Origin of the sequence: Streptomyces sp. NPDC001904, assembly GCF_040297005.1 — a bacterium.
Taxonomy (GTDB): Bacteria; Actinomycetota; Actinomycetes; order Streptomycetales; family Streptomycetaceae; genus Streptomyces.
In genome coordinates this window covers 15,908-35,598 of the sequence record NZ_JBEOYI010000034.1, presented here as the reverse complement: position 1 = coordinate 35,598, position 19,691 = coordinate 15,908, and the positions used below count along the sequence as shown (strand labels likewise).

Genomic DNA, 19,691 nt, shown 5'->3' with positions numbered 1-19,691 from the left:
TGAACCGGCGGACGTGCGGCCGGTACTGCTGTGAGAGCTCACGGACGTCCGGGCGCCGGAGGAACCCCCCACCGGAGAAGCCACTGGTCAACGCGGGCTCGAAGACGCCAGCATCGTAAGTCACCCAGGAGGCCCGCGGGTAGGGATATTCGCCGTGCGACGGCTGTGACATCTTTCCCGCGGACTCCGTACAACCTTTCGGCTACTCGTCGGACTCCAGGTCGCCCTCGGTCTCCAGGTACACCTGGCGCAGCGCCTCCAGGACCTGCGGGTCCGGCTTCTCCCACATGCCGCGCGACTCGGCCTCCAAGAGCCGCTCGGCGATGCCGTGCAGGGCCCACGGGTTGGCCTCGGAGAGGAACTGGCGGTTCGTCTCGTCGAGGACGTACGTCTCCGTGAGCTTGTCGTACATCCAGTCGGCGATGACGCCGGTCGTGGCGTCGTAGCCGAACAAGTAGTCCACGGTGGCGGCGAGTTCGAAGGCGCCCTTGTAGCCGTGGCGGCGCATCGCCTCGATCCACTTGGGGTTCACGACGCGGGCCCGGAAGACGCGGGAGGTCTCCTCGACGAGCGTGCGGGTGCGGACCGTCTCGGGGCGCGTCGAGTCGCCGATGTACGCCTCGGGCGCGGTGCCGCGCAGCGCGCGCACGGTGGCGACCATGCCGCCGTGGTACTGGAAGTAGTCGTCGGAGTCGGCGATGTCGTGCTCGCGGGTGTCCGTGTTCTTGGCGGCGACGGCGATCCGCTTGTACGCCGTCTCCATCTCGCCGCGGGCCGCCTTGCCGTCGAGGCCGCGGCCGTACGCGTAACCGCCCCACACCGTGTACACCTCGGCGAGGTCGGCGTCGGTGCGCCAGTCCTTGGAGTCGATGAGCTGGAGCAGGCCCGCGCCGTACGTGCCGGGCCGGGAGCCGAAGATGCGGGTGGTGGCCCGGCGTTCGTCACCGTGCTCGGCGAGGTCGGCCTGCGTGTGGGCGCGGACGTGGTTGTGCTCGGCGGGCTCGTCGAGGGAGGCCGCGAGGCGCACCGCGTCGTCGAGCAGCCCGATGGTGTGCGGGAACGCGTCGCGGAAGAAGCCGGAGATGCGCAGCGTCACGTCGATGCGGGGGCGGCCCAGTTCCGTGTACGGGATCGCCTCCAGGCCCGTGACGCGGCGCGAGGCGTCGTCCCAGACCGGGCGGATGCCGAGCAGCGCGAACGCCTCGGCGATGTCGTCGCCCGCCGTGCGCATGGCGCTGGTGCCCCACAGGGAGAGGCCGACGGAGGTGGGGTACGTGCCGTCGTTGTCGGTGCGGTACCGCTCGATCAGGGAGTCGGCGAGCGCCTGCCCGGTCTCCCACGCGAGGCGGGAGGGGACGGCCTTCGGGTCGACGGAGTAGAAGTTCCGGCCGGTGGGCAGGACGTTGACCAGTCCGCGCAGCGGCGACCCGGAGGGCCCGGCGGGCACGAAACGCCCCTCCAACGCTCGTACGGAGTGGTCGAGTTCGGCGGTGGTGGCGTTGAGGCGCGGCACGACCTCGCGGGCGGCGAAGGTCAGAATGTCAGCAACCAGATCCAGCCCCTCCGGCGATTGAGGAGCGGGGTCCGGGGCAGAGCCCCGTGACGCCGGCGCCATCGCGGCAGGAACGGCCTCGGGGTCCCACCCCGCGGCCTCCATGGCCTCGACAAGCGCGCGGGCCGCCGCCTCAGCGGCATCCGCATCAACCCGGGTCGCCTTCGACTCATCGAGCCCGAGCGCCTCACGCAACCCGGGAAGCGCCGAACTCCCGCCCCAGATCTGGCGGGCCCGCAGAATCGCCAGCACGAGATTGACCCGGTCGGCACCGCCCGGCGCCTGCCCGAGGACGTGCAGGCCGTCGCGGATCTGCGCGTCCTTGACCTCGCACAGCCAGCCGTCGACGTGCAGCAGGAAGTCGTCGAACCCGTCGTCGTCGGGCCGGGCCTCCAGGCCGAGGTCGTGGTCGAGCTTCGCGGCCTGGATCAGCGTCCAGATCTGGGCCCGGATCGCGGGCAGCTTCGCCGGGTCCATGGACGAGATCTGGGCGTACTCGTCGAGGAGCTGCTCCAGGCGCGCGATGTCGCCGTAGGAGTCGGCGCGCGCCATCGGCGGCACCAGGTGGTCGATGAGCGTGGCGTGCACGCGGCGCTTGGCCTGGGTGCCCTCGCCGGGGTCGTTCACGAGGAACGGGTACACCAGCGGCAGGTCACCGAGGGCGGCGTCGGGCGCGCAGGCGGCGGACAGGCCGGCGTTCTTGCCGGGCAGCCACTCCAGGTTGCCGTGCTTGCCGAGGTGGATCATCGCGTCGGCGCCGAAGCCGCCGTCGTCGGCGGAGGCGGCGATCCAGCGGTAGGCCGCCAAGTAGTGGTGGGACGGCGGGAGATCGGGGTCGTGGTAGATCGCGATCGGGTTCTCGCCGAAGCCGCGCGGCGGCTGGATGAGGACGAGGAGATTGCCGCGGCGCAGGGCGGCGAGCACGATGTCGCCCTCGGGATTGCGGGAGCGGTCGAGGAACATCTCGCCGGGCGGCGGGCCCCAGTGCCGCTCGACCTGCTCGCGCAGCTCGCCGGGCAGCGTCGCGTACCAGCGCTTGTAGTCGGCGGCCGGGATGCGGACGGGGTTCTTGGCGAGCTGTTCCTCGGTCAGCCACTCCTGGTCGTGGCCGCCGGCGTCGATGAGCGCGCGGATCAGTTCGTCGCCGTCGCCGGAGGCGAGGCCCGGTATCGCGGCCGGGTCCCCGAAGTCGTAGCCCTCGTCGAGGAGCCGCTTGAGCAGCACGATCGCGGAGGCGGGGGTGTCCAGACCCACCGCGTTGCCGATCCGGGAGTGCTTGGTCGGGTACGCGGACAGGACGAGCGCCAGCTTCTTGTCCCGGGCGGGGATGTGCCGCAGGCGGGCGTGGCGGACGGCGATCCCGGCGACGCGGGCGGCGCGCTCGGGGTCGCCGATGTAGGCGGGCAGGCCGTCCTCGTCGATCTCCTTGAAGGAGAACGGGACGGTGATCAGGCGGCCGTCGAACTCCGGCACCGCGATCTGCGTGGCGGCGTCGAGCGGGGAGACGCCCTCGTCGTTCTCCTCCCAGTCCGCGCGGGACGAGGTCAGGCACAGCGCCTGGAGGATCGGCACGTCGAGACCGGTGAGGGCGCCCGCGTCCCAGGCCTCGTCGTCGCCGCCCGCGCTCGCCTCGGCGGGGCGGGTGCCGCCCGCCGCGAGGACGGTGGTGACGATGGCGTCGGCGCCGGACAGGGCCTCGATCAGCGCGGGCTCGGGGGTGCGCAGCGACGCCACGTAGAGCGGCAGCGGGCGGGCGCCGGACGCCTCGATCGCGTCGCACAGGGTGTGCACGAAGGCGGTGTTGCCGCTCATGTGGTGGGCGCGGTAGTAGAGCACGGCGACGGTGGGGCCGCCGGCCTGCGACGCCGGGCGCTCCAGCGGGCCCCAGGAGGGCGCGGGCTGCGGCGGTTCGAAGCCGTGGCCGGTGAGCAGCACGGTGTCGGAGAGGAAGCGGGCCAGCTGCGTCAGGTTCTCCGGGCCGCCGTGCGCCAGGTACTTGTGGGCCTCGGCCGCGATGCCGACGGGCACCGTGGAGGCCGCCATCAGCTGGGCGTCCGGGGCCTGTTCACCGGTGAGGACGACCAGCGGCACCCCGGCGGCGGTCAGCCGGTCGATGCCGTCCTGCCAGGCGCGGACACCACCCAGGAGCCGTACGACGACCAGGCCGGCGCCGTCGAGGAGCGCGTCGAGATCGTGCTCGACGCTGATCCGGGAGGGGTTCGCGAAGCGGTACTCGACCGGGGGCGGCGTCTCGGCGGCGGCGGTGTTCGCCGCCCGGGCGCTGAGCAGGTCGGTGTCGGAGGTCGACAGGAGCAGCAGCTGCTGGGGCATGCGTCGGCTGGCCTTCCTCGGGGTGTCCGCGCCCCGGGTGGTCGTTGGACGGCAGGAGTTCCTGGCTCATCCCGTGCCGGGCACGGGACTCACAGTGGCGGGACCGCGCCGGATTCGCACCGGCTTCCTCCCCTGTCGCCGTCGCTGGCGATGTGTGGTCTGTGCCGCCATCGTACGGGGCCGGTGCGCCCCCCGGTACGGGATGCCCGTCACAGGCCCATGGGTATGCTCCCCGGCATGTCCCCCACTCACATATCCGCTGATCCCGCCCGGGGCGACGCCTGCCCGGGCGCGCTGCGGCTGCATGCGGCGGACGACGGTTTCCTGGCGCGGGTGCGGATTCCCGGCGGGGTGCTGACGGTGGCGCAGGCGCGGGCGCTCGGCGCTCTCGCGGGGCGGCTCGGGGACGGATCGCTGCACCTCACGTCGCGCGGAAACGTTCAGCTGCGCGGGCTGCGGGACGGTTGCGGGGGTGAGTTGGCGGACGGGCTGAGCGCGGCCGGGCTGCTGCCGTCGCCCGCGCACGAGCGGGTCCGCAACGTGGTCGCCTCGCCGATGTCGGGGCTCGACGGGGCCGGGCACGTCGACGTACGCGGGTGGCTGCGCGGGCTCGACGCGGCGCTCTGTGCGAGTTCCGTCACGCCCGAACTGTCCGGCCGTTTCCTTTTCGCGCTGGACGACGGGCGCGGGGACGTCGCCGGGCTCGGCCCGGATGTCCTGGTCCGGGGGCTGCCGGGGGGCGACGGGCTGCTCTCGGTCGGGGGCGCCGAGTTCCGGTTGCCGTACGGGGATGCTGCGCGGGCCGCCGTGATCGCGGCCGAGGTGTTCGTGGCGGCGGCGCGTCAGGTTTCCGGCCGCCGGGTGTGGAGGATGTCCGAACTCGGCCTGCCCGCACAAGAGTTGCTGGAACGTCTGGAGCGCCCCGTAGGGGCGCGGGGAACTGCGCGACCAGCCACGACGAACACGCACCCGACGACGACCGGCACAGCCCTCCCCTTCGGTACAGCGACCTCCGATCAGTGGGCGGCACTGATCGACCGAGCCGCAGAACTCCCCGCCCAGGAACTCCGCCTGACCCCCTGGCGCCGCATCGTCATCCCCGGCGCCACCGAGAACGACCCCCCGGACACGACCCCCTGGACCCGGGTCGGCGCCTGCATCGGCAGTCCGGGCTGCGCCAAGTCCCACACGGACGTCCGGGAAGACGCCCGCACCCACCTGGCCGAGGCCCACCCGGCCCTGCCCACCTACTGGTCCGGCTGCGAGCGCCGCTGCGGCCACCCGGCAGGGACGTACATCGACATCACGGCCCGCCCGGACGGCGGCTACGACACCACCACCCGCACCACCCCACACCCCCGTTGAGAGAGCCGAACCCCATGTCCCTGTACGACTACGAGAAGGACGGCGCGGCGATCTACCGCGAGTCCTTCGCCACCATCCGCGCCGAGGCCGCGGCCGGCCTGGCCGCGCTGCCCGCCGACGTCGCCCAGGTCGCGGTCCGCATGATCCACGCCTGCGGTCAGGTGGATCTCGTACCGGACATCGCCCACTCGCCCGGCGTGGTGGCGAAGGCCCGTGCCGCGCTGCGCGCCGGGGCGCCGATCCTGTGCGACGCGCGGATGGTCGCGAGCGGCGTCACGCGCAAGCGGCTGCCCGCGGACAACGAGGTGATCTGCACCCTCAACGAGCCCGAAGTACCCGCGCTGGCAGCCGAGTTGGGCACCACGCGCAGCGCCGCCGCGCTGGAGCTGTGGCGCGACCGCCTGGAAGGCTCCGTCGTCGCCGTCGGCAACGCCCCCACCGCCCTCTTCCACCTGCTGGAGATGATCGCGAAGGGCGCCCCGCGACCGGCGGCGATCCTCGGCATACCGGTGGGCTTCGTCGGCGCGGCCGAGTCGAAGGACGCCCTGGCCGGGTCCGGCCTGGGCCTGGAGTACCTGATCGTCCGGGGCCGGCGCGGCGGCAGCGCGATGACGGCGGCGGCACTGAACGCGATCGCCACCGAGGCGGAGATCCTGGAGGACCGGGCATGAGCGAGGCCACTGCGACCAGGGGCAGGCTGTACGGCGTCGGGCTCGGCCCCGGCGATCCGGAACTGCTGACCGTGGCGGCCGTGAAGGCGATCGGCGAGGCCGACGTCATCGCGTACCACTGCGCCCGCCACGGCCGTTCCATCGCCCGCTCGATCGCCGCGCCGTACCTGCGCGAGGACCAGATCGAGGAGCGGCTGATGTACCCGCTCACCGTGGAGACGACGGACCACCCGGGCGGCTACCGCGGTGCGCTCGACGACTTCTACGCCGAGGCGGCCGCGACGCTCGCCGCGCACCTGGACGCGGGCCGCACGGTCGCCGTGCTCGCCGAGGGCGACCCGTTCTTCTACGGCTCGTACCAGCACATGCACAAGCGGCTCGCGGACCGCTACGACACGACGGTCATCCCCGGTGTCACCTCCATCAGCGCGGCCGCCGCCCGGCTCGGCGAGCCGCTCTGCGAGGACAAGGAGACGCTGACCGTCATCCCGGGCACGCTGGACGAGGACGAGCTGGCGGCGCGGCTGGCGGCGGCGGACTCGGCGGTCGTGATGAAGCTGGGCCGTACGTTCACCAAGGTCCGTACCGCGCTGGAGGGTTCGGGCCGGCTCGACGACGCCCGTTATGTGGAGCGGGCGTTCATGGCGGGCGAGCGCACCGGCCGCCTCGCCGACATCGACCCGGAGACGGTCCCGTACTTCTCGGTGGCGGTGCTGCCCTCGCGGGTGGAGACCGCACCGGCCGACACTCCGGAGCACGGCGAGGTCGTGGTCGTCGGGACCGGCCCGGCGGGCGCCCCCTGGCTGACCCCCGAGTCGCGCGGCGCCCTCGCCAACTGCGACGACCTGGTCGGCTACACGACGTACCTGGACCGGGTTCCGGCCCGGCCGTGGCAGCGGCGGCACGGTTCGGACAACAAGGTGGAGTCGGAGCGCGCCGAGTTCGCCCTGGACCTCGCCCGGCGCGGGCGCCGGGTGGCGGTCGTGTCGGGCGGTGACCCGGGCGTCTTCGCGATGGCGACGGCGGTGCTCGAAGTGGCCTGCGAGGAGCGGTACGCGGACATCCCCGTACGCGTCCTGCCGGGGGTCACGGCCGCCAACGCGGCGGCGGCGAAGGCGGGCGCCCCGCTCGGCCACGACTACGCCACGATCTCCCTGTCCGACCGGCTGAAGCCGTGGGAGGTGATCGCGGAGCGGCTGCACGCGGCGGCCGCCGCGGATCTGGTCGTCGCGCTGTACAACCCCGGTTCGAAGAGCCGCACCTGGCAGGTGGCGAAGGCCCGCGAGCTGTTCCTCGAACACCGGGCGCCGGACACGCCCGTCGTCGTGGCCCGGGACGTGGGCGGCCCGCAGGAGTCGGTGCGCGTGGTGCGGCTGACGGACCTGGACCCGTCGGTCGTCGACATGCGGACGCTGCTGATCATCGGCTCGTCGCAGACGCAGGCGGCGGCGCGCGGGACCGGCACGACGATCGCGTGGACGCCCCGCCGCTACCCGGAGACCCCCGCGACCCGCTGAACCCAGGCGGCGGCCTGGGCGACGGTGACCGCCACCTCCACGCCCTCCGGCACCGGAGGCCGCCGCACGACGACGACCGGGATCCCGGCCTCGCGGGCGGCGGTCAGCTTGGGCGCGGTGGCGGCGCCGCCGCTGTCCTTGGTGACGACCACGTCGATGCGGTGCCGGGCGACGATCTCCCGCTCACCGTCGAGCGTGAACGGCCCGCGGTCCAGCAGCACGTCCATGCGCGGCGGGAACGGCGGCTCGGGCGGGTCCACGGCCCGTACGAGGAAGTGGGCCCCGCCGACGTGCGCGAACGCGGCGAGCCCCTGCCGCCCGGTGGTCAGGAACACCCGGTCGAACCCGGCGACGGCCGCCGCCGCCTCCTCCAGCGACCCGACCTCCCGCCAGTCGTCCCCGTCCCCCGCGACCCACCCGGGCCGCCGCAGCGCGAGCAGCGGAACGCGGGCGTCGGCGGCGGCCAGGGCCGCGTTGAAACTGATCCGCTCCGCGAACGGATGGGTGGCGTCGACCACGACGTCCACCCCGTGCTCCCGCACCCACGCGGCAAGCCCCCCGGCCCCGCCGAACCCCCCGACCCGCACCTCCCCCACGGGCAGCCGGGGCGCACCGACCCGCCCCGCGAGCGAACTGGTGACCCGCACCCGCCCGTCCAGCACCTCGGCCAGCTCCCGGGCCTCGGTCGTCCCGCCGAGGATGAGTACGTGCGGCAACGGGGGCTCCATGGGCGAGATCGACGGGGGCTGCCCACTCAAACACACCGGTCCGCGGGGACGGACGTGAGGCTTCGCAGAACATCGGCCGAGAGGATGAGACCGCGGTCCGAGTCACTGTCCCAGTACGTGAGCAGGCCCACGAGAGCTCCCGTCAGGGAGAACACGGGTGCACCGCCCAGACTGTGGTCGAAGTCGCCCGACACCCGGAGCCAGGGCCCCGAGCGTCACCGACGGCTCGGACTCCCCCGGCTAGACGTTCCAGGGCTCCCGCCGCCGCCCGGACCGGACCGGACGCCCGTACAACCAACCGGGCCCGCCGGGTGTCTTGTCCTCGCCCGGACCGAGATCCGGATCGTTTTTGCTGGGAGAACCATGCGCATCCGAACGGCCGCCATCGCCGCGTGCGGCACCCTGACCCTGCTCGCCGTCGTCGCACCCGCCGCGCACGCGGACAGCCACAGGGGCGACACCCGGTTCACGTCGGTGACGTTCAGCAGGTCCACCGTGAACGTCGGCGTCAGCGCCGCGCAGTCGGTGACCGTCGTCGCCACCGCCAAGGACGACTCCGGGATCAGCGGCATCTGGGGCGGCAAGCTGGTCGGCCCGGACAAGCACATCGCGTTCCCCGACTCCGCGTCGTGCTCCCGGCCCTCGTCCACCACGATGAAGTGCACCTGGAAGTACGTGCTGGACGCGAACGACTCCGACGACTACGCCGACCTCACCAACGGGCGGGCCGGGACCTGGCACCTCGACGCCGAGGCCGCCGCCAAGGACCAGGACTTCTACACGCTCGACAGCAGCAGGACGATCAAGGTGAAGCGGTACGCCCGGCTGGCCGTCACCAAGGCGGGCCCGGAGCCCGTGGGCAAGGGGCGCACCCTGACCGTGACCGGCGCGCTGACCCGGGCGAACTGGGACACGAACGTCTACGCCGGGTACACCTCGCAGCGCGTCGCCCTCCAGTTCAAGAAGTCCGGCAGCTCGGCGTACTCCACGGTGAAGACGGTGACCACGGACGGCAAGGGCAAGCTGAGAACGACCGTCAAGGCGGCGTCGTCCGGCACCTGGCGCTGGAAGTTCTCCGGCACGGGAACGACGAGCGCGGTCACGGCGGGCGGGGACAGCGTCTCCGTCAAGTAGGCCGGTGCGGAGGGGACTTCAGGCGGTGCGCCGCGACGCCTCCGCCAGGTCCCTGACCGCCCGCTCCAGGCGTGCCCGCCGGTTCTCGGGCGTCGCCTGGAGCAGGGGCAGCAGCACCAGGTAGCGGGCGGTCCGGTCGAGGGCGTCGAACGCCGCCCGGGCGGCGGGGTCCGCGTCGAGCGCCGCCGTGAGGTCGTCGGGGACGGCGGCCGTCGCCTGGGACGCGTAGGCGCGGTCCCAGCGGCCGTCCTCCTGGGCCCGGCGCACCTCGGCGAGCCCGGGCTCCCGCATCCGGCCGGCGGCCGCGAGCGCCGCGACCTTCTCCACGTTCACCCGCGACCACAGGCTCCTGGCCCGCCGCGGCACGTACTTCTGGAGGTAGTGGCGGTCGTCGAGGGAGCGCCGCTGTCCGGAGATCCAGCCCCAGCACAGCCCGATGTCGACCAGCTCGTCGTCCGTGACCGAGGCGATCCCCGACGCCTTCTTCGCCACCTTCACCCAGACGCCCTCGCGCCGCGTGTGGTGCCCGGCCAGCCACTCCTCGAAGGCCGCCGCGTCCGGGAACGCCCGGACCTCCACCCCGTCGAACTCGTCCATGCGGGCAACCTAACCCGTGCGGCACGTCGGGTTCAGCGATTGCGCGGGTGGTTGCGCGCCGTGCGCTCGTTGCCGTGCTTGTACGCGCCGGTCCAGCGGGCCATCACGAGCTGGGCGTCCCCCGCCTCGACCTCGGCCAGGAACTTCTCGGCCCGCGCACCGCGCAGGGTGCCGGCGGCGCGGCCCTGATGGGTGATCGTCACGGAGCCGTCGGGCCGCTGGTCGTAGGTGAAGCCGAAGGGGCGTGGCATGGCGCGATGGTAGGCGTCCGACGGGCGGCTCGGGTACCGGATTTCCGGCGCCGCCCGCGGGCTCAGCAGACGTGCCGGTCGCGCTCCGCCGAGTACAGGTGGCTGTCCCGGAACTGGGAGGCGCCGAGGGTGCGGCCCACCAGGATGACCGCCGTGCGCTGGACGCCGGACGCCTTCAGCTGGTCGGCGATGTCGCCGAGGGTGCCGCGCAGGACGAGTTCGTCGGCGCGGCTGGCATAGGCGACGACCGCGGCGGGGCAGTCGGCGCCGTAGTGCGGCAGCAGTTCGGCGACGATGCGGTCGGCGTAGCGGACGCCGAGGTGGAGGACCAGGAGGGCGCCGGACGCGCCCAGCGTCGCCAGGTCCTCGCCGGGCGGCATGGGCGTGGCCTGCTGGGCGACGCGGGTCAGGACGACCGTCTGGCCGACCGTGGGCACGGTCAGTTCGCGCTTGAGGGCCGCCGCGGCCGCCGCGAACGCGGGAACACCGGGGACGACCTCGTACGGGATGCCGTGCGCGTCCAGGCGGCGCATCTGCTCCGCCACCGCGGAGAAGACCGACGGGTCGCCGGAGTGCAGGCGGGCCACGTCGAGTCCGGCCTCGTGCGCGGCCACGAACTCCCGCTCGATGGCGTCGAGATCGAGGTTCGCCGTGTCGATCAGCCGCGCGTCCGGCGGGCACTCGGCGAGGAGTTCGGGCGGCACCAGCGAGCCCGCGTACAGGCACACCCGGCAGGCCGCGAGGGTGCGGGCGCCGCGCAGGGTGATCAGGTCGGCGGCCCCGGGGCCCGCTCCGATGAAGTAGACCGTCATGAGGGATCCGTCCCCGCTGTCTTCGTTGCTGACCATTGGGTGACCGGCATCGCCTGACGCCAGCCCGTGAAACCGCCGACCGGCACGGCGTGCGCGACCGAGAGGCGTGTCAGGTCGCCGCCGTGGCGCCGGTGGCGGTCGGCGAGCAGCGCCTCCGACTCCAGCGTCACCGTGTTCGCGACCAGCCGTCCGCCCTCGCCCAGCGCCTCCCAGCAGGCGTCGAGCAGGCCCGGCGCGGTGAGGCCGCCGCCGATGAACACGGCGTCGGGGGCGGGGAGTCCGGCCAGCGCGTCCGGGGCGGCGCCCGGCACGACGTGCAGGCCGGGGACGCCGAGGCGCGCCGCGTTGCGGACGATCCGCTCGGCGCGTTCCGGCGAGCGTTCGACGGTGTACGCGCGGCACGACGGGTGCGTGCGCATCCACTCCACGGCGATCGAGCCGGAGCCGCCGCCCACGTCCCACAGGAGTTCGCCGGGTGCGGGCGCGAGCGCGGCCAGGGTCGCGGCGCGGACGTGCCGCTTCGTGAGCTGCCCGTCGTGCTCGTACGCGGCGTCGGGCAGCCCCGGCACCGCGCCCAGGCGCAGGGCGTCCGGGGCGCGCACGCAGTCGACGGCGATGACGTTCAGCGCGTCGCCGGGCGGGTGCGTCCAGTCCTCGGCCACGCCCTCGTACGCCGCCTCGGCCTCGGCGCCGAGCTGTTCCAGGACCGTCATGCGGCTCGGGCCGAAGCCTCGGTCGGTGAGGAGCGCCGCGACCGTCGCCGGGGTGTCCGCGCCCGCCGACAGGACCAGCACGCGCCGCCCGTCGTGCAGGACGGCGGCGAGCCGGTCCGCGGGGCGGCCCACCAGCGACACCGTCTCGGTGCCCTCCAGCGGCCAGCCGACGCGGGCGCAGGCGTAGGAGACGGAGGAGGGGTGCGGCAGGATCCGGAGGGCGTGGGCGCCCGCGATCTCGGTGAGGGTGCGGCCGATGCCGTAGAACATGGGGTCGCCGCTGGCCAGGACCGCGAGCCGGGAGCCGCGGTGGCGCTCCAGGAGGCCGGGGACGGCGGGGCGCAGCGGGGACGGCCACGCGACGCGCTCGCCGGGGCATGCGTCGGCCGGGAGCAGGTCCAGCTGGCGCGGCCCGCCGATGATCACCTGGGCGTCGGTGAGCGCGGCGCGGGAGACGGCCGACAGGCCCGGCCAGCCGTCGGCGCCGATCCCTACGACCGTCACGGGTGTCGGATGCGCGGGAGTCACTGCCTGGTACCTCGTGCCGGGTGCGTCATGCTCGGAAGGACGGAATCGACGGATGCACCGTCAAGGACGTCATCGTGGGAGCCGCACTCTATCGGGCGACATCGGCTCCCCCGCCGAGCGCCCCAGGGAGACCCCCATGCCCCCCACCCACCGCACCGTCCTCACCGGCCGCGTCGCCCCCATCATGCCGAGCCGCACCCTGTCGCTGACCGTCGACTTCTACGCGGCCCTGGGCTTCGAGGCCACCACCCACCTGCCCGACGACGGCTATCTGATCCTCGTACGCGACGACGTCGAACTGCACTTCTTCCACGCGCCCCGCACCGACCCGCTGGCCACGGCGCACGGGGCGTACCTGCGGCTCGACGGGGGCGCGCACCTCGCCGACGCGCTGTACGAGCAGTGGCGGGCGACCGGCCTGAGCGCCGACCCGTACGCGACGCCCCGGCTCGTCGAGCCGGACGACACGGTGTACGGGATGCGGGAGTTCGCGCTGGTCGACCCGGACGGGAACCTGCTGCGCGTCGGCGCCGTCCTGGAGTCCACCGAGGGCTGATCCGGCGCCCCTCGCGCGGTCCGTCGCGGCGGCGGACCGACGCGCCGCCCGGCGTCACGGTCCGCGGAACCGCCCCTTCCACGGTGTTACCTCGGATCTCCGGGACACCGAGCGGGAGGAACGAGAGGCACATGGCCAGATTCGGGGCGGCGCGAGCCTGGGTCGTGTCCGCCATGGTGCTGGGGGCGTCGACGACCGGGGTGTCGGCGCACGCGGCCGACGGGGACTCCGGCGACACCGGGCACGCCGCCGTGGTGTGGCCGGTGACGGCGACCCCGCACATGACGGCGGCCGCGCTCGGTTCGGGCGACGACGCGCGGGCGGTCTTCGACTCCGACGAGCTGGCGGACCTGTTCGCGGAGGGCGGGCGGCTGCGCGAGGTCGTCGACGCCGGCAAGGGCCGCGAGGTGAGCTGGGTCCTCGACCCCGATCTGGTGCTCGCCGCGCGGGCCATGGCGCGTGGCTACCGCGTCGCGGACAGCGCCGATTCCACCAACCCGCAGGACAGCACGCAGGGCACCGGGCAGAGCGCGGCCCGGGAGTGGCTGGCCGATCTGAAGAGCGCGGTGCGCGGCCGGGACGTGTGGCTGCTGCCGTACGCCGACGCCGACCTGGCCTCCCTCGCCCACCACCCCTCCAGCGACACCGACGACCTGACGGAGGTCGTCGCGAACCTTGCGGAGGACGCCAAGAAGGACGTCGACTCGATCCTCGGCACCGGCACCAGGACCGGCCTCGGCTGGCCCGCGGACGGCGCCCTCGACACCCGGATCACGGCGCTCGCGGGCAAGCTGAACGTGACCTGGATGCTCGCCTCGGGCCAGGGACTCACCCCGGCGGGCGACGACCCGGTGACCCTCGGCAAGGGCGACGACGCGATCACGGCGCTGCCGTACGACACGGACGTGACGACGGCGCTGGCCCGCATCAAGGACCCGGAGAAGCCGAAGGGCACGGACGGGTCGGCGAGTCCCAGCGCGTCGCCGGGCACGCCGTCCGGCACGTCACCGTCCCCCGGCGGCTCCGGCGCCTCCGGCTCCCCCTCTGCTTCTTCCTCGGCCTCTTCCTCTGCTTCTTCCTCCCCTTCGCCCTCCGCCTCCGCGTCGGAGAAGCCCGACACCCCCGACCCCGAGACCGTCGACCGCGTCACCGCGCTCCTGAAGGCGAACACCCGGCCCGTCGTCGTCCCGCCCCGCGAACTGTCCGGCACCGCCGCGAACGCGCTGGCCGCCGCGATCGACTCCGGGACCGACGACGGCCGGCTGGACCCGGAGGGCATCCGGACCGCCGACGACGACCCGGTCACCGGGCAGGCGGGCGCGTCCTCCGGGTATCCGTCGCGGCTGCGCGCGAGCGAGCTGACGGCTAGTCAGCTCGCCGCCGTGGCCGAGGACCTGGACGGTCTGGCCACGCTCTCGAAGGTGCTCGCCGACCCGAAGGTCACCACGGCCTCCGTGCACGCGGCGATGGCCCGCGCCCTGTCGACGGCCTGGCGGCCGCTGGACGACGCCGACCAGGAGACGTTCCAGCGGCGCACGCAGTCGTTCCTGGACACGTCGGTGGAGTCGCTGCGGATGGTGCCGAAGTCCACGGTCACGGTGACCTCGGGCGACGCCACGATCCCGGTGACCGTCGACAACGGCCTCCAGCAGCCGGTCGCCGGGCTCGAACTGCGGGTCACGTCCAGCGACGCGGAGCGGCTGCGCATCAACGACGGGACGCTGGCGGTGGAGGCGGCCGGTTCGGCCAGCCACACCAATCAGCTCTCCGTCACCGCGAAGGCCAACGGCAAGGCACAGCTCACGGCCCAGCTCTACACGACCAGCGACGGCCGGCCGTGGGGCGATCCGATGACGTTCGAGGTGGACGTCACCTCGGTGTCGACGGGCGCGATCACCGTGGTCGCCGTCGGGGTCGCACTGATCGTGCTGGCGGCGGCGGTCCGGATGCGGAACGTGCGGCGCCGCCGCGACCGGCAGGAGCCGGCCGACGGCCCCGGCTCCCCCGGCGGTCAGGACTGAGCGCGCAGGGTCCGCAGGATCAGCCACTGGTCGCCGTAGGCCATCGCGGTGCCGAGCACGGCCATCACGAGGCCGACCGTCACCCCGCCGACGGCCGTGCCGACCGCGAACCCGGCCGCGCCGAGCAGGGCGTGCACCGCGAAGCGCAGAGCGACCAGGCCGACGGCGAGGAGCCGGGTGCGCTTGTTCTTCCACAGGGCCTTCATCAGGCGCATCCGTGTCTTGAGGACGGTGAGGGAGAGCACCAGGTTGAGGACGATCAGGACCGGGATCACGCCGTACGCGGTCGGGTAGGCGCGGGCGACGTCGAAGACCCCGGCGAAGCAGCCCGCGATCGGGAAGTACCAGGCGGGCAGCCCCCGGAAGTCGTTGAAATCCGCCGTCGCCGTCGTCTTCGTCGCCGTCTGCACGATCATGGCCGTCCCCCTGTGTCCCGAGTGGTCGCCGGTCGTTCCCGGCACCACTGAGCTTCGCGGAGACAGGGGGTCTCCCGGCAGAGCGAGCCGTCCTCACTCGCCCCGTACAAATGTCACTTGTTCTTCTTGACGGCTGCCTCGGCGTCGACCACGCCGAGCCCCAGTTTGTCGTTGTTCTCCGGGTTCTTCGCCGTGGAGCGGATCGCCGACATGATCTCGTCCGGTTTCAGGCCCTCGTGGTGCAGGAGGGCGGCGACGGCGGCCACGTACGGGGACGCCATGGACGTGCCGGACAGCTTCCCGTACCCGGAGGTGTCCTTCAGGGTCTCCTTCGTGCGGTACGTGGGCAGGGTGGAGAGGATGTCGACGCCGGGCGCCGAAACGGCGTCGTCCACACCGAAGTTGGAGAACGACGCCGGGGCGCCGGAGCTGTCGCTGGCGCCGACGACGAGGACCGGGGTGCCGACCTTGTACGTCTGGACCTCGTCGCCGTCGTTGCCGGCCGCCGCGACGACGGTGACGCCCTTGCCGTAGGCGTACTTGATGGCCGCGTTGAGGGTGCCGCCCCGCAGCAGCTTGGCCATCAGGCCCGATTCGCCGAGGGAGAGGTTGATGACGTCGGCGCCGTGGTCGGCGGCCCACTTGATGCCCAGGTTGATGTTCTGGTTGGAGCCGGAGCCGTCGGCGCCGAGCACCCGCACCGGCATGATCTTCGCGCCGGGGGCCCCGCCCGCGATGCCGACGCCGTTGTCGGTGTGGGCGGCGGCGATGCCCGAGACGTGCGTCCCGTGGCCGTTTAAGTCCTTGGGGCTGTCGTCGTTGTCCACGAAGTCGTGACCGTCGACGAGACGCCCCTTGAGGTCCGGGTGGTCGGGGTCGACGCCGGTGTCGACGACCGCGATGACGGTGTCGTCGCCCTTCGACGTGGACCAGGCGTCCGGCAGGTGGAGCGCGTCGAGCGCCCACTGGTCGTCCCGCATGGGGTCGGGCTTGTTGTCGTCGTCGCCGTCCCCGCAGGCCGTCGCGGTCAGCAGCAGGACGGCGGCGAGGCAGTAGGCGAGAGGGGTACGCGTGCGCATGGTCCGAGCCTGCGGCCGGGAACGCGCTCACGCATGTGGGGGCGGGCCGGCCGAGGGACCCCTGTTGGCCGGCCAGTCCGGCACCCACAGCTCGTCGCCGGGCACCGGCTCGCGCGCGTAGCGGCCGGTCAGGTACGTGCGCAGGGTGCGCAGGGCCGGGTGCGGGTTGTCGTCGCGCCACAGCAGCCAGTGCGGGTAGACGGGCGTGGGGCGGGTGACCGTGAGGAAGTGCAGACCGAGGCCGGTGGGGCGGGTGAGCGGGGTGCGGGTGCCGATGAACGTGCCCAGGTCGTCGGACGCGGTGATCGTCCGCGCCATGTGCTCCATGCCGAACGCGGGCGCCGACGCGTCGAGCCGGATGCCGAACACGGACGCGAACTCGGCGTAGTACGCACCCCATTCGGTGCCCGGGTCCAGACCCGGCATCAGGATCCGCAGCCCGGCCAGTTCCGCCGGAGACACGGTCTGCGCACCGGCCAGCGGATGCGAGGGGCCGACCGCGAGCACCACCGGCTCGTCGAGGACCCGCGCCGTGCGCACCGGCGCGGGCAGCCGCTCGGCGGGCAGGCTGTGCGCCCAGAACGCGGCGTCCACGCCGCCGTCCCTGACCGCTTCGAGCGCGGCCCGCCCCGCCGCGCGCACCACGACCACGTCGAGCGCGGCGTCCGGGTGGGCGTGGTGGAAGTCCTGGAGCAGCCCGGCCGTGCTCACGCGCGTGCCGAGCACGTCCACGCGCAGCGGCCGCGCGCCGGGCCGCACCGCCGCCTCCGCCTCCGCGACGGCCGCGAGGACGGCGCGCGCGTGCGGCAGGAACGCCTGCCCGTCGAGGGTGAGCCGCGCCCCGCGCGGGGTGCGCAGCAACAGCCGTACGCCGAGCTGCCGTTCCAGAACGGCGATGCGCTTGGAGGCGGCCTGCTGGGTGATGCCGAGACCGGCGGCGGCGAGCTGGATCTGCCCCTCGTCGGCGACGGCGACGAAGGTGCGCACGGCTTCCGGATCCACCCCGCCATACAACCACGGGTTGTACGGGGATGCCCTGTCGGTTGTTTGATCGGGACGGTGGCGACCGCTTGGATCGCAGGTCATGGGCGATGTGCGGGCGGAACGGGCGGCGGTACGGGCGGAGCGGCTCGGGCGGGACTTCGGGTGGCTGTGGGCGGCGTTCGCGGTCAGCTCCGCGGGCACCATGCTGGCCTTCGACGCGTTCGCGCTGATCGCGGTGACGGTGCTGCACAGCAGCCCCGCGCGGGTGTCGTTCCTGGCGGCGGCCGGTATCGCCGCGGGAGCGCTGTTCGCGGTGCCGCTGGGGCCGTGGGTGGAGTTCCGCCGCAAGCGGCCGGTGATGATCGGGGCCGATCTGGTGCGCTGCGCCGCCCTGCTCACGCTCCCGCTCGCGTACGCCCTGGACGCGCTGAGCTATGCCCAGCTGGTCCTCGTCTCCGTCGTCGTCGCCACGGCCGACATCGTCTTCCGGGCCGCGAGCGGCGCCCATCTGAAGGCGCTGGTGCCGCAGGACGGGCTGCTGACGGCCAGTGCCCGCTTCGAGTCGACGACCTGGACCACGACGGCCCTCGGCCCGCCGCTCGGCGGCGCCGCGATCGGCCTCTTCGGCCCGCTGACCACGATCGTCGGCGACGCGCTGAGCTATCTGCTGTCGGCGGCCGGGGTCCGCGCCATCGCCGCGCCCGAACCCGCGCCGCCCGCACGCTCCGGCAACCGGCTCACCCGTGCCGACCTCGCCGAAGGCTGGCGCCACCTGTGGCGCACCCCGTACCTGCGCGCCCTGTTCCTGAACTCGACCCTCGTCAACGGCCTGATCATGGTCGGCGCCCCGCTGATGGCGGTCCTGATGCTCCGCGAACTCGGCTTCCCCGCCTGGGAGTACGGCCTCGCGTACGGCGTCCCGTGCGTCGGCGGCCTGATCGGCTCCCGCCTGTCGTCACGCCTCGTACGCCGGTACGGGGAGCGGCGCGTCCTGCGCTGGAGCGGCACCGCCCGCGTGTGCTGGCCGGTGGGCCTCGCCTTCACCGGCACCGGTACGGGCGGGCTCCTCACGGTGATGGCCGTCGAGCTGGGCCTGATTACCTGCATCGGCGTCTACAACCCGGTCCTCGCCAAGGAACGCCTCCAGCACACCGACTCCGACCGGCTCGCCCGGGTGCTGTCCGCCTGGACGGTCACCGGCAGGGCGGTCACGGCCACCCTGACCCTCGCCTGGGGCGCGCTCGCCTCGCTGATCGGCACGCGCCCCGCCCTCGCGGTGGCCGGGATCCTGCTGCTCGCGACCCCGGCCCTGCTGCCTACAGTGCCCCGCGACCGGCTGCCCGCACGAACTCAGCGAACGCCTCCGGCGGGACCGTGAAGGTGCCGCCGGCGGGGTTCTTGGAGTCGCGGAGGGCGATGCGGGCTCCGAGGGGCGCGCACTCGACGCAGTCGCCGCCGCTGTCGCCGCTGTAGCTGGACTTACGCCACGCCGCGTTCTCCAGCATCTGGGTCCTCGCCATATTGCTCCTCCATCACGCGGCTGATCAGCGCCGCCGAATCCTCTACGGAGAGAGCAGCGGCCTGCAGGCGAGCGTAACGGAACGAACCCTCCTTGAACGTCCCGGGGTTGGCCGTCGCGTGACCTTGTGCGAAGTCCTCGGTGTAGAGGACATCGGGGTCTCCCTCGAAGCGCAGGAGGTTGAACGTCCCTGTGAGTCCCGTGTGTTGACCCGCCGCGAACGGCAGCACCTGCACGCTCACATGTCGCTGATCCCGGAAACCCAACAAGTAGGCCAGTTGGTTCCACATGACGTTCGGGCCGCCGATCGGCCGCCTCAGCGCGGCCTCGTCGAGCACCACCCACACCTGCGGCGGATCGCCCCGGTGCAGGATGCGCTGGCGCTCCATGCGGGCGGCGACGAGTTCGTCGAGGTTGGGCGGATTCGGCGCCTCCATCACGGCCCGCGCGTACTCCTCGGTCTGCAACAACCCGTACACCACCTGCGCCTGATACGTGGAGATGTACGTGGCCTGCGCCTCAAGGCCCGCGTACTCCTGGAACCACGACGGCAGCTGCGTCCTCAGCACCAGCCCGATCAGCCTCCCGAACGCGCCCCCCGACGGGAAGACGGTGTCGAGCCGCTCGGCGAACTCTCTCGTCGGGACCTTGTGCGCCGTCTCGACCTGGCCGATCAGCGAGGCCGTGCAGAAGAGTCTGTCCCCCAGGGCGGGCTGACTGAGGCCCGCGGCCTCCCGCCAGTACCGCAGCTCGGAGCCGAAGTGGTCGAGCGGCGACGCGCTCGGGTCGAGTTGCCGGACGTGTGCTGCCATGGCTGAACCCCCAACAGGTGTCACGGTTCGTTTCCCCGCCGTGACCGAACGTAGCCACTGGACGGGCGGCCCAACCCCCAACAGAGACAACTGTTGGCATGGCAC

Annotated in this window: 18 protein-coding genes and 1 riboswitch; of the genes, 7 read left to right on the top strand and 11 right to left on the bottom strand. The window is 73.3% G+C overall.

The annotated features are described in order from the left end of the window. Positions 1-202: 202 nt before the first annotated feature. Positions 203-3,883, bottom strand: a complete 3,681-nt coding sequence (gene cobN, locus ABT127_RS35090; RefSeq protein ID WP_351459247.1) for a cobaltochelatase subunit CobN — start codon at positions 3,881-3,883, stop codon at positions 203-205. A gap of 55 nt (positions 3,884-3,938) precedes the next feature. Continuing rightward, positions 3,939-4,034: riboswitch (cobalamin riboswitch) on the bottom strand. An 86-nt stretch (positions 4,035-4,120) separates the two neighbouring features. Between cobN and ABT127_RS35085 the strand changes: the two genes are divergently transcribed. From ABT127_RS35085 to ABT127_RS35075, 3 genes are read left to right on the top strand one after another with little or no spacing between them, the layout of a single operon-like run. Next, complete coding sequence (locus tag ABT127_RS35085) at positions 4,121-5,248, top strand: ferredoxin-like domain-containing protein (protein WP_351459244.1); 1,128 nt, start codon at positions 4,121-4,123, stop codon at positions 5,246-5,248. Between the two features lie 14 nt (positions 5,249-5,262). After that, positions 5,263-5,919 carry a precorrin-8X methylmutase gene (locus ABT127_RS35080; RefSeq protein WP_351459241.1) on the top strand — a complete coding sequence of 219 codons (657 nt, stop codon included), beginning with the start codon at positions 5,263-5,265 and terminating at the stop codon, positions 5,917-5,919. Continuing rightward, complete coding sequence (locus ABT127_RS35075; RefSeq protein WP_351459239.1) at positions 5,916-7,436, top strand: precorrin-2 C(20)-methyltransferase; 1,521 nt, start codon at positions 5,916-5,918, stop codon at positions 7,434-7,436. The genes ABT127_RS35080 and ABT127_RS35075 overlap by 4 nt, the downstream gene beginning before the upstream one ends. Here the strand turns inward: ABT127_RS35075 and ABT127_RS35070 are convergent. After that, on the bottom strand, positions 7,409-8,152 hold the full coding sequence (locus ABT127_RS35070; RefSeq protein WP_351459236.1) for a cobalt-precorrin-6A reductase: 744 nt from the start codon (positions 8,150-8,152) through the stop codon (positions 7,409-7,411). The two genes, ABT127_RS35075 and ABT127_RS35070, sit on opposite strands and share 28 nt — an antisense overlap. Before the next feature lie 375 nt (positions 8,153-8,527). Between ABT127_RS35070 and ABT127_RS35065 the strand changes: the two genes are divergently transcribed. Further along, positions 8,528-9,298: a calcium-binding protein gene (locus ABT127_RS35065; RefSeq protein WP_351459233.1), complete on the top strand. Its 771-nt coding sequence runs from the start codon at positions 8,528-8,530 to the stop codon at positions 9,296-9,298. A gap of 18 nt (positions 9,299-9,316) precedes the next feature. On the opposite strand, the gene ABT127_RS35060 is transcribed toward ABT127_RS35065, so the two are convergent. From ABT127_RS35060 to cbiE, 4 genes are all read right to left on the bottom strand, one after another. Further along, complete coding sequence (locus tag ABT127_RS35060) at positions 9,317-9,895, bottom strand: YdeI/OmpD-associated family protein (protein WP_351459230.1); 579 nt, start codon at positions 9,893-9,895, stop codon at positions 9,317-9,319. A gap of 32 nt (positions 9,896-9,927) precedes the next feature. Beyond that, entirely contained in the window at positions 9,928-10,146 is a 219-nt protein-coding gene (locus ABT127_RS35055) for a hypothetical protein (RefSeq protein ID WP_351459228.1), read from the bottom strand. Between the two features lie 62 nt (positions 10,147-10,208). Beyond that, positions 10,209-10,958, bottom strand: a complete 750-nt coding sequence (gene cobM, locus ABT127_RS35050) for a precorrin-4 C(11)-methyltransferase (RefSeq protein ID WP_351459225.1) — start codon at positions 10,956-10,958, stop codon at positions 10,209-10,211. Next, positions 10,955-12,175 carry a precorrin-6y C5,15-methyltransferase (decarboxylating) subunit CbiE gene (gene cbiE, locus ABT127_RS35045; RefSeq protein ID WP_351459222.1) on the bottom strand — a complete coding sequence of 407 codons (1,221 nt, stop codon included), beginning with the start codon at positions 12,173-12,175 and terminating at the stop codon, positions 10,955-10,957. The genes cobM and cbiE overlap by 4 nt, the downstream gene beginning before the upstream one ends. A 160-nt stretch (positions 12,176-12,335) precedes the next feature. Between cbiE and ABT127_RS35040 the strand changes: the two genes are divergently transcribed. Both ABT127_RS35040 and ABT127_RS35035 read left to right on the top strand, forming a co-directional pair. After that, positions 12,336-12,755, top strand: coding sequence for a bleomycin resistance protein (locus ABT127_RS35040; protein WP_351459219.1), 420 nt, complete (start codon positions 12,336-12,338; stop codon positions 12,753-12,755). A gap of 131 nt (positions 12,756-12,886) precedes the next feature. After that, positions 12,887-14,776, top strand: a complete 1,890-nt coding sequence (locus ABT127_RS35035) for a DUF6049 family protein (protein WP_351459216.1) — start codon at positions 12,887-12,889, stop codon at positions 14,774-14,776. On the opposite strand, the gene ABT127_RS35030 is transcribed toward ABT127_RS35035, so the two are convergent. The 3 genes from ABT127_RS35030 to ABT127_RS35020 all read right to left on the bottom strand — a co-directional run bounded on the left by ABT127_RS35030 (position 14,767) and on the right by ABT127_RS35020 (position 17,273). After that, the gene (locus ABT127_RS35030) at positions 14,767-15,192 is read right to left on the bottom strand and encodes a hypothetical protein (protein ID WP_351459213.1); all 426 of its coding nucleotides are present in this window, start codon (positions 15,190-15,192) and stop codon (positions 14,767-14,769) included. The two genes, ABT127_RS35035 and ABT127_RS35030, sit on opposite strands and share 10 nt — an antisense overlap. Positions 15,193-15,305: 113 nt before the next feature. Next, positions 15,306-16,271, bottom strand: coding sequence for a S8 family peptidase (locus ABT127_RS35025; RefSeq protein ID WP_351459211.1), 966 nt, complete (start codon positions 16,269-16,271; stop codon positions 15,306-15,308). Positions 16,272-16,298: 27 nt separating this feature from the next. Continuing rightward, a complete protein-coding gene (locus ABT127_RS35020) occupies positions 16,299-17,273 on the bottom strand; it encodes a LysR family transcriptional regulator (protein ID WP_351459209.1) in 975 nt (324 codons plus the stop codon). Between the two features lie 82 nt (positions 17,274-17,355). Between ABT127_RS35020 and ABT127_RS35015 the strand changes: the two genes are divergently transcribed. After that, a complete protein-coding gene (locus ABT127_RS35015; RefSeq protein WP_351459207.1) occupies positions 17,356-18,633 on the top strand; it encodes an MFS transporter in 1,278 nt (425 codons plus the stop codon). Here ABT127_RS35015 and ABT127_RS35010 read toward each other — a convergent pair. Together ABT127_RS35010 and ABT127_RS35005 are read right to left on the bottom strand one after the other, a co-directional pair. Beyond that, positions 18,572-18,760, bottom strand: a complete 189-nt coding sequence (locus tag ABT127_RS35010; protein ID WP_351459332.1) for a DUF397 domain-containing protein — start codon at positions 18,758-18,760, stop codon at positions 18,572-18,574. The genes ABT127_RS35015 and ABT127_RS35010 overlap by 62 nt on opposite strands. Next, positions 18,735-19,586, bottom strand: coding sequence for a helix-turn-helix domain-containing protein (locus ABT127_RS35005; protein WP_351459204.1), 852 nt, complete (start codon positions 19,584-19,586; stop codon positions 18,735-18,737). The genes ABT127_RS35010 and ABT127_RS35005 overlap by 26 nt, the downstream gene beginning before the upstream one ends. Positions 19,587-19,691 lie beyond the last annotated feature (105 nt).

Bases quoted from the DNA above. Each gene is read 5' to 3' on its own strand.
- cobN (WP_351459247.1), bottom strand. From the start codon at position 3,883: ATGCCCCAGCAGCTGCTGCTCCTGTCGACCTCCGACACCGACCTGCTC.
- ABT127_RS35085 (WP_351459244.1), top strand. From the start codon at position 4,121: ATGTCCCCCACTCACATATCCGCTGATCCCGCCCGGGGCGACGCCTGC.
- ABT127_RS35080 (WP_351459241.1), top strand. From the start codon at position 5,263: ATGTCCCTGTACGACTACGAGAAGGACGGCGCGGCGATCTACCGCGAG.
- ABT127_RS35075 (WP_351459239.1), top strand. From the start codon at position 5,916: ATGAGCGAGGCCACTGCGACCAGGGGCAGGCTGTACGGCGTCGGGCTC.
- ABT127_RS35065 (WP_351459233.1), top strand. From the start codon at position 8,528: ATGCGCATCCGAACGGCCGCCATCGCCGCGTGCGGCACCCTGACCCTG.
- ABT127_RS35060 (WP_351459230.1), bottom strand. From the start codon at position 9,895: ATGGACGAGTTCGACGGGGTGGAGGTCCGGGCGTTCCCGGACGCGGCG.
- ABT127_RS35055 (WP_351459228.1), bottom strand. From the start codon at position 10,146: ATGCCACGCCCCTTCGGCTTCACCTACGACCAGCGGCCCGACGGCTCC.
- cobM (WP_351459225.1), bottom strand. From the start codon at position 10,958: ATGACGGTCTACTTCATCGGAGCGGGCCCCGGGGCCGCCGACCTGATC.
- ABT127_RS35040 (WP_351459219.1), top strand. From the start codon at position 12,336: ATGCCCCCCACCCACCGCACCGTCCTCACCGGCCGCGTCGCCCCCATC.
- ABT127_RS35035 (WP_351459216.1), top strand. From the start codon at position 12,887: ATGGCCAGATTCGGGGCGGCGCGAGCCTGGGTCGTGTCCGCCATGGTG.
- ABT127_RS35030 (WP_351459213.1), bottom strand. From the start codon at position 15,192: ATGATCGTGCAGACGGCGACGAAGACGACGGCGACGGCGGATTTCAAC.
- ABT127_RS35025 (WP_351459211.1), bottom strand. From the start codon at position 16,271: ATGCGCACGCGTACCCCTCTCGCCTACTGCCTCGCCGCCGTCCTGCTG.
- ABT127_RS35015 (WP_351459207.1), top strand. From the start codon at position 17,356: ATGGGCGATGTGCGGGCGGAACGGGCGGCGGTACGGGCGGAGCGGCTC.
- ABT127_RS35010 (WP_351459332.1), bottom strand. From the start codon at position 18,760: ATGCTGGAGAACGCGGCGTGGCGTAAGTCCAGCTACAGCGGCGACAGC.
- ABT127_RS35005 (WP_351459204.1), bottom strand. From the start codon at position 19,586: ATGGCAGCACACGTCCGGCAACTCGACCCGAGCGCGTCGCCGCTCGAC.